Origin of the sequence: Clostridium perfringens, from assembly GCF_016027375.1 — a bacterium.
GTDB classification, from domain to species: Bacteria; Bacillota; Clostridia; order Clostridiales; family Clostridiaceae; genus Sarcina; species Sarcina perfringens.
Window position 1 is genome coordinate 2,305,331 of record NZ_CP065681.1, and the last position, 16,046, is coordinate 2,321,376.

Sequence of the window (16,046 nt, forward strand, 5' to 3'; positions counted from 1 at the left end):
TCCACTTTTTTAAATACCAAACTTAAAATTTTAATTATTATTTTTTACTAAATTAATGAAAATAAATCATTTAAAGCTTCACTCATAGTTGGATGAGTAAATATATTATCTCTTAAGAAAGTATAGTCTTCATCAGCTTTCATGGCTAAGGTAACTATATTTATTATTTCAGCTGATTCTGCACATAAAAGTGTGCAACCTAATATCTTATTTGTCTTTACATCTACTATAGCTTTCATCATTCCTTCAGTTTCTCCAATAACTTTTGCCCTTGGAATAGTATTAACATCTAATTTAGCAGTTTTTATTTCAAAGCCTTTTTCTAAAGCTTCTTTTTCACTTAATCCAACTCTAGATAAGTTTGGTTCAATAAATACTGAGTATGGAATAAATTTTCTATCATCAGTACTTCTCTTTCCTTCTCCAAATAAATTGTCTTTTATAATTCTAAAATCATCTAAAGATATATATGTAAATTGAGGACCACCATTAACATCTCCAATAGCCCAGATATTAGGGACATTTGTTTTTAGTTTATTATTAACTGCTACAGCACCTCTATCTGTTACTTTAACACCTGCAGCCTCTAAATTTAATTCTTCAGTATTTGGTTTTCTACCTATAGCTATTAAAACTGCATCTCCTTTAATTTTATTTAACTTACCTAAGCTATTTTCATAAGAAACTTCAACTTCTCCATGTATTTCTTCAAAAGATTTAACTTTTGATCCTAATAAGAATTCAATTCCTTTTTTCTCTAGAATCTCTTTTATACTTTTAGAAATATCCTCATCTTCTCTACCAGCAATTCTATCAAAATCCTCTATTACTGTTACTTTTGAGCCAAAACTTGCATAAATTGATGCAAATTCTAATCCAATATATCCACCGCCAACTATAACTAAATGTTTTGGTAATTCTTTTAATTCCATTATGGTAGTACTGTTATATATTTTACTGCTACTTTTTATTCCTTGTATATTAGGAATTATAGTAGTAGCCCCTGTATTTATAAAGATTTTTTCTCCCTCTAAAATTATATCTTCTTTTTCACTATTAATAAGGACTTCTGTATTTGAAATAAATGAAGCTGTTCCGTTAAATACATCTACATTTTCATTATTATTTAGCATATTATAATTTTTATTTCTTAAAGCTTCTATTAAAGAATTTTTTTCTTCTATAGCTTTTCTATACTCTCTTGCCTTTTCTTCAAAGGTATTTAACCCTTTGTATAAGGACACTTTTGCTTTATGTACTAAAGTTTTTGTAGGAATACATCCAACATTTATACATGTTCCACCATACATCTTATCTGATTTTTCTATTATAGCAACCTTTTTACCTAGTTTTCCTAAGTAACCAGCAAGTGTTTTCCCACCTTTTCCAAATCCTATTATAATATATTCATATTTATTCATTTTTCTCACTCCAAACTTTTAATATTAATTTTTATATAAATTCATCCTAAAATCTCTTTTAAAATACATTATTCTCTCTTAAGTTAATTTAATTTTAGCAACTTGTATTAGTTTAAACAATTAGGCACTTTTTAGTTACCACATATTAAATAAATATAAAAAATAAGGATAGTTTAACTATCCTTATTAAAATTACTTTATAAATATAAATCTTAAAGTTATATTAAAGGTTCAACATGAACAGTAACACCTTTAATAAATTTCATTTTTTTTAATATTAGATTCTCTAAATCACTAGCAATCCTATGTCCCTCAAAAACTGAAATATCTTTATCAACACATATTACTAAATCTACATAAGCCATAGCCCCATACTTTCTTGTTCTAATCTCTCTTAAAGACTTAATTCCTTCAACTTCATCTACTATAGTTTTTATTTCCTTTTCCTTCTCCTCATCAATAGAAATATCCATAAGCTCATTTGCTGAACCTATTAAAATTTCAATTCCTACCTTTGCTATAAAAAGAGCAACAACTATTGATGCTATGGAATCTAGTGATTTAAACCCTAAAATAGCTCCACCTATTCCTATAAAAGCTGCAACTGATGATAATGCATCTGACCTATGATGCCATGCATCAGCCTTTAATGCTGGTGAATTTGTCTTCTTAGCTACCTTAATAGTAATTCTATACTGATATTCCTTTATAAGAATAGATATAACTGATACAACTAAAGGAAAAGTTGTTGGAATTTGCACTTCATTTAAATGAAAAAGTGAATAAACCCCATTATACCCAATCTTTATAGATAAAATTACTAGTAGGATAGCTAATAAAAAAGAGACTAAAGTTTCAGCTTTTTCATGTCCATAATTATGTCCCTTATCCTTTGGTATGCTTGCTATTTTATTTCCAATTAATACTCCTACAGAGCTTATAATATCTGATGCTGAATGTGCACCATCTGCTATCATAGCATTAGACTTTCCTATTATACCTGCTGATATTTTGATTATAGCTAAAACTATATTCCATAATATAGATATAATTGTTACTTTATTAGCTTCACAATATCTTGACTCCATATTTATCCCCCTAATATTATCAATTAATATATTAAAACTTAAATAAAACATATAAAATCAAGGCACATATATAATTTATATTATCAATTGATAATTAATTATTATAAAAATACTTTAGTTATATAATATGTAATTTTATTTTTATATGTTCCTAAAAGAAAAAGCTACACATTTATGTGTAGCTTTTTAATATACTTAGTATCTTTTTCTTTTATACTTTGTTACAAATAAATATTTCTATATATAAACATTTCTATATATCTCTACCATTTTCTAAACTTTTCATCATTTCAATTATATTTTCAAAATCTTCATCCGTTGTTTAGCATTCCAATTATTATACCACCACTTCCTTTACACAAGCTTAACGATTTTAAATTAATTAAATATCCTGTTAGTTTAATTTTCACCTTAAAATTTAAAATTAATAAAAAAAATGCATAACTAATAGTTACGCACTTTTCTAATCCATATATTTTATATACATATATTATCTTATCTCTAATTTAAAACATTACTTTAAACCAATATATTATTTTAAATTTAATCATCATATAAAACTTTTTCTAAAAATTCTACTAAATATATTGCTCCCTTTTCTTTGGTAAATTCTATTATTCTTTCCTTTTGAGTAGAGTCTAAATTATAATGATTTTTTAAGTGAAGTAAATTTTTCTTAGCTGAACTATTATATAAATATTTTAGATCAATATTATCTCTATCCATCTTTTTAATCATTAGATCACTATTTATTTCTTTTATTATTGCCTCTATAACACATTCTAAAGAGCAATATGGTTCATCTACCATGAAGTATCCTCCATCATTTACACTAAAACCTTTTTCACAATTAAAACAAAAAGCATCTGCACTTTGATTTTTTTCTTCAACTTGCTTTAATTCATCATTACTTTCCTTATAATTGCATCTTAACTTTAACTCCATCTCTACTGCTACTCAAAATATGGTCAAACATATCCATATTGAGAATTTTCCTTCTTCATAGAACCTCGCCTTGCATTAAGCTACTACGATTTTGTATGGCTCTCCAAAGGCTTAAATTCCGAAGTTAGCCCTCCGTACATATATAAGTGCTTTTGATTTTAAGCTATCTTATATTCTTTAGCATTTTTAAGATTAATACTTGCGTTTAAATCTCTATCAATAGCTAATCCACAATCACATTTATAAATTCTGTCTGATAGTTTTAAATCTTTCTTAATCTTTCCACAATTACTACAAGTCTTTGATGATGGATAAAATCTATCAACTATTCTAAGTTCTATATGATTTTCTTTACATTTAACTGTTAACTTAGTTTTAAATTCAAAAAACTTCTGACTTGCAATAGCTTTAGATAAATGCTTATTCTTCATCATTCCTTTAACATTTAAATATTCAATAGTTACATAGCTTGGTTTTTGATTAACTATTGAAAATACTGTTTTATTTATATAATCAGTTCTTATATTTGTTAATCTCTGATGAAGTTTTTGTACTTTGACTATTTGTTTTTGAATATTTTGACCAGTAGCTCTCCCTTCTTTTATATTTTTATTTCTTATTTTTAAGCTTTCATATTTCCTTGAAAGTTTTCTTTGCTCTCTTTTTAGTTTCTTTTCGATTTTCTTAACTGTTGAAGTTTTATTTATGTTTTTAAACTTACTTCCATCACTACATACAGCAAATTCTTTTACTCCTAAATCTATACCTAAACCTTCATTAGTAGATTTATATACTTTTTTATCATCTTCTTCAACAAGTATAGATACATAATATCTATCTGCTTTTTGACTAACTGTACCACTTTTAACTACTGAATTTATAGGAATATATCCAAACTCTTTTAATCTTACCCATCCAAGTGTTGGTATTTTTACTCTATGTCTTTCTAAAGTCCAATCGGTCTTATTATTCTTAGGAAAATAAGCTTTTACATCTTGGTTTTTCTTTTTCTTAAATTTTGGAAAACCTTTAGCTTTTTTAAAGAAATCTCTAAAAGCTTTATCTCCATTCATAATAGCTTGTTTAGTAGCTTTTGAAGATACTTCTTTAATCCATTTTACCTCTTGATTATTAGGGATATATTCATTATTTAACCATTTTGAAAAATCCATCCCACTAATAAACTTTCCTTTTCTTTCGTAAATTTCTTTATTACGAGCAATATAAAAATTATACACAAATCTTGATACGCCAATAGTTCGGTGTATTTTAGACTTTTGTTCATCAGTAGGATTAATCTCCATCTTATATGCTCTTTTCAACTTCTTCATCCTCTCTAATCTTTTATTAAAGCCTCAATAACTTCATCTAATATTATTCCTTTATCATTATAATATTATCTAAGAAATTCAATTTAATTTTTTAAATCACCTTTTAGGTCAGAAGTTAAAACTCGTGTATAAATAATAATTCCGCAAACTCTTTTGGTATATAGTGTTTACTAATATAATGACATACTTTTGTGATTATATTATACAATATTAGAATATATTTGATTGCATTTTTAGTAACTAAAGAGCATCTCCTCCTTTAAGTCTTACCTAAAGATAAAATTTAAGCAACTATTATTTATATATGCATATAAATGATTAAATATGTTAAGTTAAGTAAAAAGTTAATTTTATTTTTAAAATAAAGGATTTTTTAAATTGAATATTAAAATTATTATCTTAATTTATTATTGTTTTCTTTAATACATTTAAATTCTTTTCAAGGTTATAAACCCTGTCTACACACTTAATTAAACAATAATTCTTATAATTATCCTCATGGTCTATTAATTGAATGTTTTTACAAAAGCTTCCTATGTAATTAGGATTATAAAAAAATTCTTCCTTAAAACTCCTTAATTTTTCTTCAATCAAACTTATACCCTCATTTATATACTCATAATCTAAGGCTCCTTTATTTGAATTACTTAAAACAACTGCATAGTTTATAATTGAAGTTGTAAATTCACTATTTGAAAGCATAAACTTTTTAATTTCTTTATCTTCTTTTTCATCACTAGGATTTGTATGCATTTGTATTCTCCCACTAATTAAATATGAAGAATAAATAATTCTTCTTAATTCCATTTCATCAAAATCTTTTTCTAGTGCTTCTCTTACTTTAGTGATCATAACCTTATCTAAATCAATTAACCTTTTCACCATATTTATAAGTTCAACATGATTTTTATTAGGAAGAATAAATTTATTAGCAAATAATACTACTATAGCAGCGATTCCTGTGTATAATAGTCTTAATATAACCGCTTCCCCATCACTCATAGATATGGTAGTTATGGCCAAAGCATAGCAAGTTACATATATACTCATTGTTGCATAATCTTTAAAAGCATACATAAAAAATGTTGTAACTAAAATTATAACAAAATGCATCTCTTGTCCTTTAAAAACAGAAAATAGTAAAAATGCTACTATAACTCCTAAAATAGTTCCTCTAAATCTAGCGTAAACCCTTGCTTTACTATCTTCATAAAAAGGAAGAGCTAAAATAAAGACTGTCATTGGCAACCAATATCCCTTTGGTAAGGAAAATCTTCTAATTACGAAAAAAGCTAAAGTTACTATAACTGACATTCTTATGGCAAATCTAAGTTTAAATTCATTAAGTTTAAAGTTATATTTACTATAAACTTGAAAATAATCCTTGTTATTTTTAAAGTTTAAAAACTTCCTTAAGTTAAATCTATGATAATTCAAATGTTCTATAGATTCTGATAAATATCTTAAAACTAAACTTGTATAAAAAGTGAGATTTTTATTGTGAAATTTAAATTCTTTTTTAAATCCCTCTAACTTTTCATCACATAATTTATAATCATTAAAATTATTTTCAAGATATTTAAATAACTTATAAAACCTTTTAAATTCCTTTTTATTTTCCTCAATTATTTCCTTTGAACTTTTTAGATCATGTATAATATTATTTATATGTTGAAAAGCAATCATAATTTGATAGTACTTTCTTCTTCCACCTGAATACACAAATCTATTAAGCTCTCTGCAAATATCAAAAAGCTCTATCTGTTCACTTTTAACTTTATCTATATCATCATAATAAAGATTTTTAAATTGAGAATGAATATTTTCAAATCCACTTTTTATTAGTTCTTGAATTTTATTATCTTCTCCCTTAGGTGATACAATCATTAAAGCTAAATAAACTATTATGTATGATACAAAAATTCCTAAAAGCCTATTAGAAATTTGATCAAATTTTACTGGAAACATTTGAAGAAGAACGAAGGCCATTAAGTAAGGAAAATAACTATCTGGATTATACTCATCTGTAAGTAAATAAACCAATATTATTATTCCAAAAAAGTTTATTAATACTTCTAAAAGTCCTCCCATACTTGCAACAGAGGCTAATACCCCTATGGCTAATTGTATAAATAAGGGCTTAAAAATATTATTTTCAATTATTAGATATGTCCTCATTCTTATAAATGTTAAAGTCATATAAGTTGCAATAATTATATTACTTAATCCAAAAAACTTTAAATTTACTAAAAGTAAAACCATAGATAAAATAGTTGGTGGTAATGCCTTTTTTAAAGTTTTTCTTATACTATTTACTTCCAAGGCTTTCTCCTTCTTTCAAACTCTTATTTGCTTATTTTAAATATACTTCTATAAAAATTGTACCACATTTAGTTACAATTTGTTCATATTTTATTTCTTATTCAAATTATATTTTATAAGTAAATTTTAAAGATTGAAAATTAAATAAAAAAATAAGAAGTTTTAATATTCCTACCTAATTTGGATATTAAAACTCCTCTTTTAAACCTTAATTTTAAACTGTATTTTAAGTAAATTTTGACTTTTTATATTTTTTATTCTAATGTCTTTTTGCCAAAATCCTCTAAAAGCCTTATTATAGGACATAGACTTCTCCCTAAATCAGTTAAAGAATATTCAACATGGGGAGGCACTTCATTAAATTGAGTTCTTATAATAAGATTATTGTCTATAAGATCCTTTAAAACTCTTGTTAGCATAAGACTAGATATTCCTTCAACGTTTTTCTGTAGCTGATTAAATCTTATGCTTTCATAGCTAGAAACTTCCCATAAAACTTTTAATCTCCATTTACCACTTAAAACCTTTAAAGCGTGTTCTATATGCTTTTCATTAATCTTCCTTTTATTATGTTTTTTCATATAACACCGGTCCTAAAATTTATTTTACTGCTTAATGATATCACATAATAATATTTCTTAATAGTCTATTTTACTTCTTCTTAAATAAAGCATTTATACAAATATCTTCCACTTTTTTCTAAAGTCTTATTTACTTTAAATCCATTATAAATTATATAATATTAAATTAAATAAAATTAACTTCAATACTTAACTTTTTGTAAGTAACTAAATAAATATTGCGTACTTGTCTTAAAAATTCATGATTACTATAATTTTATTTAGATATATAAATTATTAGATAGGTAGGTTGATTTATTATGATGAATGTAGATACTAGTAAATGTATAGGCTGTACTCTTTGTATGCAAGACTGTATAGTTAGTGATATAGAAATGGTAGATGGTAAGGCCCATATAAAAAATAAAAGTTGTATAGAATGTGGGCACTGTATTGCTATTTGTCCTAAGGAGGCTGTTTCAGATTCAGATTACGATATGAGTAAAATTCAAGAATATAACAAAGAAAGTTTTGATATTGATTCAGATAGACTTTTAAATTTTATTAAGTTCAGAAGAAGTACAAGACTTTTCCAAAACAGAGATGTTGAAGATGAAAAACTTGAAAAAATAATAGAAGCAGGAAGATTTACTCAAACAGGTAGTAATCTTCAAAATGTTTCTTATGTTGTTGTAAAAGATAAGATTCAAGAACTTAGAAAAATAGTCCTAGAAACCTTAAAATCTCTAGGAGAAAATTTATTAAATAAAGAAACTACTCCTGAAAATATAAAGAGATATTGTTATATGTGGATTAAAATGTATAATGATTTCTTAGAAGATCCAAATGGTGAAGATAAACTATTCTTTAAAGCTCCTGCACTTATAATTGTTAAATCAGAATCTACTGTAAATGCTTCTCTTGCAGCATCTAATATGGAGCTTATGACCAATGCTTTAGGACTTGGAACATATTTTAGTGGATTTTTACAAAGAGCCTCTGAAGTAAACCCTAAAATAAATGAATTCTTAGGCTTAAAAGAGAATGAATCCTTAGTAAACTGTATGGTTATTGGTTATCCTAAAGTTAAATATAAAAGAACTGTACCAAGAAAAGAAGCTAAAATAACTTGGATGTAGTTATACAAATAAAGGAATCTATATTAAAGTGTTTATTATAGATTCCTTTATCTTACTTATGCTATCAATAATTTTAATAATATAATTATTCTATTTCTATTTCAAAAACTAAATCAAAGGTTTTTATACTTCCATAGCTACTAAAACTAGTAGGTATTGCAGTGATAAATTTAAATCCTCTCTCAGCATATTCATCAATAATTTCTCTATGATTAGCACTATTAAAGAACCCTTCTGCTTGTGCTTCTACATATTCATATCTATACATTTTCTCCCTCCTTATTAAATCAAAATCCCAATTATTCCATCAGTTAATTATACCATTTATTGCTAAATATTTTATAACTTTTATTCTAAAATTTATTTTAAAAGAAAAAGAGCGTGTATCAAAATAATTTCATATTTTAATATCGCCCTTAATCACAAATACAAACTTCCATTCCATTTTTGTTAAAAATACTTTTTACTTTATAAATTAATTATATAATAAATTTTAAGCTAATTATTCTGTAACAGTTATATCAACTTCTTCAATGGTAACACTACCAGATGAAGCAATTGCAAATACATCCTCTAAGGATTTATCTGAAGATTTCTTTATAATCTTTAGCTTAGAATCATCCTTTAAATTATCCAAATATTCCTTAACCACTAAAATTAAAGCCATAATATTTCTAGCTTTTTCATCCACAGTAACTGATCTAAATCCTTCATTTTCTTTTAAAGTCTCTGAAACATCTAAAACATTTTTACTTAACTTATTGTAATCATCAGTTACAAAGGCTGCTATTCCTAGTATTGGAAGATAAGATTTCTTAAACTCAACCTTATTTTCTTTTAAATTGGTTGCTAAATCCCTTACTTGTGCACATTTTATATCAACAGGCATATTTATTATTGATAACACATTGCTTAATAATTCTAAATCATTATTTTTTGAAAAACCGCAATCTGTTAAAATATCATAACATTCATTGATTTCATCAAAGGTTTCTTCAAGATTTTCTGAAGTCATAGCAATCATTGCTGCTGAGCAAAGATCTTCTCTTTTAGTCTCAAATCTATGATTTTTCTTCATATACTTGTACGCAGTTTTTGTATTCATTATCACTTCTTCAACATTAATAAAATTTCTTGAGAAGAATATTTCTTCTGCTGCTAACATTAAATATCTACTTTGTGAAAATTCACTTTTAAGATTAATATAAATGTTTTCTATTTCACTTAAAGCTTTGTCCATATCCTCTTCTAAGGATATATTTACAGATAAGTTCAATAAATTTCTGCTTCTATATTCTGAAAAAGCTGAAGTATTTTCTTTTATAAGTTTTATTGCTTTTTCTATTCTATCTATGTTAGCAATTTCATTTCTTAATGTTAGGTTTAAGGCACTATATTTTCTATCAATATTTCTCTCAGAAGTCCCTTCAATCTCATCTAAAATCTCACCGTTATTAATTAATAAATCTACCCTTTCGCTAATCATAATAATCATCCTTTCTTTTTCAAAAAAATAATTATAAATAAGTGCAAATTAACTACTGTAATACAACTAATATTTAGTATGAATTTATGTACTATATTACAGAAATTAACTTACATAACTTTATTAATAAAATTATACTCTTATTTTTAAAAGGCATTATTTAATAGCCTATTATACCCCTTAAAAAAACACCATAAATTTTACATAATTATCAAAATAAAGCACATTAAAATGACTTTCTTATAAATAAAAGTATTAAATATCTAAATACTTATATATTTAATACTTAACTTCCATACATAACCTATTATTCTATATTTTGTTGTATAATGAAAGTATAAAAGGGGATTAAAGGGGTGTTGTTTTATGAGAAATTCTACTTATAAACAAAACAAAATTTTTATTTTAGCCTATGTTATATTTGGATTGTTCATGGGTCTATTTTTTGACTTATTGTTATCAACTCACATATACACATTAAGTCTTTTAAGTATATTTTTTGGCTTTTTTATACTAGGAGTAATCTTTAAGATTATCCTTTCATGCCAAAATAAAAAACATATTTAGAAACTAAATATTAAAATCTTATATTATTTAATATAAGTTAAAAGAGATTTTATGATTTAACTCTAATCATAAAATCTCTTTTTTAAACCTTTAAAGATTGTCTATTAAAAATAATCTAATATCTTAATAAAAGATTATTTAATCTTCTAATATTAACTTAAGATAATTTCATTTCTCCATCTACAAGAATAATTTGCGATTGTTGAACCCTATTAATTTTCTTTATGGATATTTTATTTCTTTCAAGTTCTTTTAATATAGGATATTGTCTTGCTAAAACATTAAATGCATCTATTTCATCTAATCCTAGTACCATAGCAGATTTAAAAGGAATTATTTTGCTATCATTAAAGTTTAAAACTATGTTAAATAACTCTTTAGGAGTTGAAATTATTCTTTTATGCTCTGAAAGCAATCTACTTACTCCTGAAAAATCATTAGCTTGTATAAGCTCATTTAACTTAATTTTTTGTTCATCTGAAAGAGTAACAACATAGTCTAACATATTTTCACCTTGCTTAACTGGTGTAGGTATTGGATTTAAAAGTTCTCCTTGTTCATCTACTTCATTATTTTTTTCATCTTTTTTATCATCTTCTAATTCTGCTTCTAAATCAACACCATATGCCACAGCTTCGCTTTTGTCAAAAGTAACATTTTCTACATTACCCTTTTCATTTACAGCAACTTCTACAGCACTTTTCTCTTCTACAGCACTATTTTCTTCTTCATTTTTATTAAAAAAATTCATGGTGAATTCCTCCTAATTCTAATTTTTATCCATTGAGTAAAATAAAACTTTAACTTATTATATCATTTTTTTTATTATTTTTTCTTTAAAAAATAATAAAAAGCAAGTAAAATTACTTGCTTTTTATATTAAATTTTTTCTTAATTATATATGCCTAAACTTATTATATATACATTTAATTTATTTTTCTTTAAAAAACCAATAAGAATTTAACCCAGAAATTTGAACCATAGCATCTTTAGGAACTTGTTTTATGGTATTATAAATATTCATAAAATCTCCAGACCCTATGGTTAAACTTATAAAACCAAAAGTAAATAAAATTCCTGATATAAAACTCATATCACTAGGTATAAAAATCCATATTATAAGAGGTAAAAACCCAAATACTATGTTTGGAAAAAGACTTAAAAATATAAATCTTTTCTTTGTTATGGCTGTATTAGATGTAACTAGAGCCAACCTTTGCTTAATAGAATACCACATTTCAACCTCTGCATCTTTTGGGAAAAATATAGCATGCAAATATTCATGTGGTAATATACTAAATGGTATTAAGATAATTCCAAAAATATTTAGTACATCACTCACTCCAAAAAATCCATTAGTTTTTATTCTAAGAAAAATAACTATAAGCAAAAATATTACAACGGGTATTAAAAATCTTCTAGTTTCTTTAGCTAGCTCCTCAGCTGATTCTGGTTCTTCAAACCTTACAGCGTTTTCAGGCAATTCACCTATTGGAAGATCCTCTACACCGTTAAACTTCCCTTTCCAAATTAACTTCAAAAATTTAGCCACTAATCTAATAAAATCTTTAAATAAGATTGTAATTTAATTAAAATTCACTACAACTTATCCTAGTATGTCTTAAAATACATTAAATATAAAGTATTCTAAATACTTACTTTATAATATTAGTGACATTCACCTCCCCATTTGTTTTAAATTATAGATAAAATTCAAATATAATACCAAATAACAACTCACTATACTTCTCATTAATAACTTTTTAATGAAATTCTAGGCACATAAATATAAACCTTATATAGAAATATAAGGTTTATGAAATAACTTTCCCCTATTCCCTTATTATACCATAAAACCTCCATTTTTCGTCATGGTAAATCAAACCAATTGAAAATTATTTAATTTAATCCATATATTAATATATCCTTATATAAAATCATATATATAAATATATAATTTAAAACTCATACTTATTAAGGGTTCTCATTTTAAAATCTCCTTCTATATTTAAGAGAACCCTACTTTTTACTTAATTTATTTTACTTAATATATAGGTTTATAATTTTGAAAGGAGGATTTTGATAAAGTTTATATTTAAATATAAACTTTACATATTTAATTATGAGTATTAAAATTTATGAAATTGAAAGCTTTAAAGATTTAAATCTATTTTGGAATATGTTCCATGATTATATAAACTATATTTTTAAAACAAGTCCAATCTCTAAAGAAACCTTTGAATATTTTTTATCTAAAGAATATAAAGATTCTGTTTTAGAACTTTCTGAAAGAGATTTTAACCCCCTAAAAATAATATTTTTTAAGGAGAAAGATAAAATAATAGGTTTTGCAACTTACATTATATACATTGATGAAAGTGGGAAATCTATAATATTAGAGTATTGTATAAACAAAGAATTTAGAAATAAAGGCTTAGGTAAAATTGCATATAGTAAGCTTCAAGAAAAAATGATAAAAGAAGGTGCTAAAACTATAGAACTTACCCCTACTAACAAAAGAAATGAACTTTTTTGGAAATACAATGGCTTTTCTAACACTAGAATCTTTTTGCAAGATGGTAGAACCTTATTAATAAAAAAACTAAGGTAATAATAATCCTTTTTAAATTTTAAAATTATTTTATGTAAATTGTATAGAAATCTAAAACTATGTCTATAATCCTTAATGAAGATATAAAAGTTATATATTATAAAGATTAAACCTAAATAGTTTATATTTTTATTAATAGACAATTTTCAAAATAGTGTTGATTTTATATAGACATGTAAAATAACACAACTAAAAATATAGTTAATTAAATGTGTAGCTATGTTAATGCTCTCCTCTAATTCTTTTTTGCTAATTAGCTACGCATTTATTTTACAAGCTCAATTATGGATTTAATCCATTTTACATAATTACATAAAGTTTATGATAGAATAAACTATTTAAATAATAAGAAACCAAAGAACTTTATATTTAAGTAATCTTATTTATCCAGTACCTAAGAATTGCTTAAAAGAAATTAACCAAAGTATAAACATAATAAACTAAAGACTCCTATAATAATATTACCCTAAAATCTCCTTTAAACTAATCTAAATCTTAATCAAAATAAAAAGTATAAACCTATAGACTTAGGTCTTGCTTTTTAAAATCACTCTTAATAAGAGAAAGAATTAACTTTCTCTTATTTTTTAATGTTATAATTTAAATAAAACTCATTTCTTCCTTTTTGATATGACTTCTTAATATTTTATTATAAATTTTGTCTTAAACAACTTTTAAGATCTTCATCTGGAGTGCTTATTGGTTTAAGGTCAAAATTATCAACTAAATATTGAAGTACATTTGGTGATAAAAAAGCTGGTAATGATGGTCCTAAATATATTCCTCTTATTCCAAGAGCTAATAGTGCTAATAAATCAGCCACGGCTTTTTGTTCATACCATGAAAGTATTATGCTAAGAGGCAATGAATTTACATTGGTATCAAAAGCATCAGCTAAGCTTGTTGCTATTTTAACTGCTGAATACAAATCATTACATTGTCCTATGTCTAATAATCTTGGTAACCCTGCAACCTCTCCAAACTCTAATTTATTAAATCTATATTTTCCACAAGCCAAAGTTAAAATTATACAATCCTTAGGTACTAATTTTGCAAAGTCTGTATAATAATTTCTTCCAGGTCTTGCTCCATCACATCCTCCTATTACAAAGAAATGTTTTATATTTCCATCATTAACTGCAGAGACTATTTTTTCTGCATTACTTAAAGTCGTTTTGTGTCCAAAACCAACTAAAATTTCTTTATATTCTTCATCCTCATCATAACCACCAAGTTCAAGAGCCTTGTTTATAATCTCTGAAAAATCTTTATATCCATCTTCATCAGCTTTTATATGTTTTATTCCTTCCCAACCAACTACACTGGTACTATATATTCTATCCTTGTAGCTTTCCCTAGGTTGCATTAAACAATTTGTTGTCATTAAAATACATCCTGGAATGTCATCAAACTCCTTCTGTTGGTTTTGCCATGCAGATCCAAAATTCCCAACTAAATGCTTATATTTTTTTAATCCATCATAACCATGAGCTGGTAACATCTCACCATGTGTATATATATTTATTCCTTTTCCTTCACTTTGCTCTAAAAGCATTTCTAAATCTCTCAAATCATGTCCTGATACTATTATAAAAGGTCCTTTTTTTAAAGTTATATTTACCTTATGAGGAGTCGGATTCTTATATTTACTTGTATTAGCATCATCTAATAACTTCATTACTGCAATAGCTATATTTCCAGTTTTCATAGTTAATTCTATTAAATCTTCTGAACTTAGTTTATTATTAGTAGTGGCTTCTAAGGCTTTAAAATAAAAATTATCTACTTCCTTATCTATAAAGTTAATAAACCTAGCTTGATGTCCATATGCTGCTATTCCCTTCAATCCATATAAAATTGTTGATCTTAAAGATCTTATATCTTGATCTAAGCTATCATCATACATTATTCCAGCTTTAATAGCATCTTTTAACATCTCATCTTTACTATCACTTAAATTATATATAGCGTGCTCTGGATATTCTCCTTTTGGAGCAATCTTTCTAAGTTTTTCTTTTATTTTTTGAGATTTTTTCAGAAGATTGATATGAACTTCTGGATCAAAGTTTACATTGGTTAAGGTTGTAAATAGCCCATTTTCTACAAACTTTACCACCTCTTGATCAATATTTCCTCCTTTATCAAGGATTTCTTTTGCATAACATGATATTCCCTTCAATTGGTAAATTAATAAATCCTGAAGATTTGCTATTTCTGGCGTCTTACCACACACCCCTCTTTTAGTACATCCCTTTCCTCCAACTGTTTGCTCACATTGATAACAAAACATTAATGAATTTTCCAACTTAATTCCTCCTTTAAACTTTATTTATTATAATTAACATAAAATCAAATTGTTAGATTTAAAATTAAATCCTTCTATAAAGATTATTGCTTAATATAATTAAATCTATAAATTATAAATATTATTTGTTATTATGCGAAATAATGTTAAACTTAATTCAAAATTTTAAATATAATAGTATATTTAAAATTATTCACCAAAACCTAGAAATTACATATAAATAATCATATAGGTTTATACATAAACACCTCCTTACTTTTGTACAGTATGG

At 25.1% G+C, this 16,046-nt stretch carries 13 protein-coding genes; 2 read left to right on the top strand and 11 right to left on the bottom strand.

Features of this window, described 5'->3' with window-relative positions; all coding sequences use genetic code 11:
* Positions 1–47 precede the first annotated feature (47 nt).
* From I6G60_RS10940 to I6G60_RS10965, 6 genes are all read right to left on the bottom strand, one after another.
* Positions 48–1,421 (bottom strand): FAD-dependent oxidoreductase, encoded by a 1,374-nt coding sequence (locus I6G60_RS10940; protein ID WP_197925317.1) that lies wholly within the window; start codon positions 1,419–1,421, stop codon positions 48–50.
* A gap of 218 nt (positions 1,422–1,639) precedes the next feature.
* Complete coding sequence (locus I6G60_RS10945; RefSeq protein ID WP_004457248.1) at positions 1,640–2,509, bottom strand: cation diffusion facilitator family transporter; 870 nt, start codon at positions 2,507–2,509, stop codon at positions 1,640–1,642.
* A gap of 543 nt (positions 2,510–3,052) precedes the next feature.
* Positions 3,053–3,454 carry a hypothetical protein gene (locus I6G60_RS10950; RefSeq protein ID WP_197925319.1) on the bottom strand — a complete coding sequence of 134 codons (402 nt, stop codon included), beginning with the start codon at positions 3,452–3,454 and terminating at the stop codon, positions 3,053–3,055.
* 158 nt (positions 3,455–3,612) lie between these two features.
* Positions 3,613–4,776, bottom strand: coding sequence for an RNA-guided endonuclease InsQ/TnpB family protein (locus I6G60_RS10955; RefSeq protein WP_337250393.1), 1,164 nt, complete (start codon positions 4,774–4,776; stop codon positions 3,613–3,615).
* A 408-nt stretch (positions 4,777–5,184) separates the two neighbouring features.
* Positions 5,185–7,107, bottom strand: a complete 1,923-nt coding sequence (locus tag I6G60_RS10960; RefSeq protein WP_142712146.1) for an FUSC family protein — start codon at positions 7,105–7,107, stop codon at positions 5,185–5,187.
* Between the two features lie 254 nt (positions 7,108–7,361).
* Positions 7,362–7,688, bottom strand: a complete 327-nt coding sequence (locus tag I6G60_RS10965) for a winged helix-turn-helix transcriptional regulator (RefSeq protein WP_142712145.1) — start codon at positions 7,686–7,688, stop codon at positions 7,362–7,364.
* A 299-nt stretch (positions 7,689–7,987) separates the two neighbouring features.
* On the opposite strand from I6G60_RS10965, the gene I6G60_RS10970 reads away from it, so the two are divergent.
* A complete protein-coding gene (locus I6G60_RS10970; protein ID WP_195390570.1) occupies positions 7,988–8,806 on the top strand; it encodes a nitroreductase family protein in 819 nt (272 codons plus the stop codon).
* 85 nt (positions 8,807–8,891) lie between these two features.
* On the opposite strand, the gene I6G60_RS10975 is transcribed toward I6G60_RS10970, so the two are convergent.
* From I6G60_RS10975 to I6G60_RS10990, 4 genes are all read right to left on the bottom strand, one after another.
* Positions 8,892–9,074 (bottom strand): DUF4177 domain-containing protein, encoded by a 183-nt coding sequence (locus tag I6G60_RS10975; RefSeq protein ID WP_057231299.1) that lies wholly within the window; start codon positions 9,072–9,074, stop codon positions 8,892–8,894.
* Positions 9,075–9,308: 234 nt separating this feature from the next.
* A complete protein-coding gene (locus I6G60_RS10980) occupies positions 9,309–10,292 on the bottom strand; it encodes a DUF4003 family protein (RefSeq protein ID WP_195934968.1) in 984 nt (327 codons plus the stop codon).
* Between the two features lie 724 nt (positions 10,293–11,016).
* Complete coding sequence (locus I6G60_RS10985) at positions 11,017–11,610, bottom strand: hypothetical protein (protein WP_197925321.1); 594 nt, start codon at positions 11,608–11,610, stop codon at positions 11,017–11,019.
* A 180-nt stretch (positions 11,611–11,790) separates the two neighbouring features.
* Positions 11,791–12,399: a DUF3267 domain-containing protein gene (locus I6G60_RS10990; RefSeq protein WP_003474530.1), complete on the bottom strand. Its 609-nt coding sequence runs from the start codon at positions 12,397–12,399 to the stop codon at positions 11,791–11,793.
* A 582-nt stretch (positions 12,400–12,981) separates the two neighbouring features.
* Between I6G60_RS10990 and I6G60_RS10995 the strand changes: the two genes are divergently transcribed.
* On the top strand, positions 12,982–13,470 hold the full coding sequence (locus I6G60_RS10995) for a GNAT family N-acetyltransferase (RefSeq protein ID WP_197925323.1): 489 nt from the start codon (positions 12,982–12,984) through the stop codon (positions 13,468–13,470).
* 649 nt (positions 13,471–14,119) lie between these two features.
* Here the strand turns inward: I6G60_RS10995 and hcp are convergent.
* Positions 14,120–15,775 (bottom strand): hydroxylamine reductase, encoded by a 1,656-nt coding sequence (hcp, locus tag I6G60_RS11000; RefSeq protein ID WP_004457143.1) that lies wholly within the window; start codon positions 15,773–15,775, stop codon positions 14,120–14,122.
* Between the last annotated feature and the right edge of the window lie 271 nt (positions 15,776–16,046).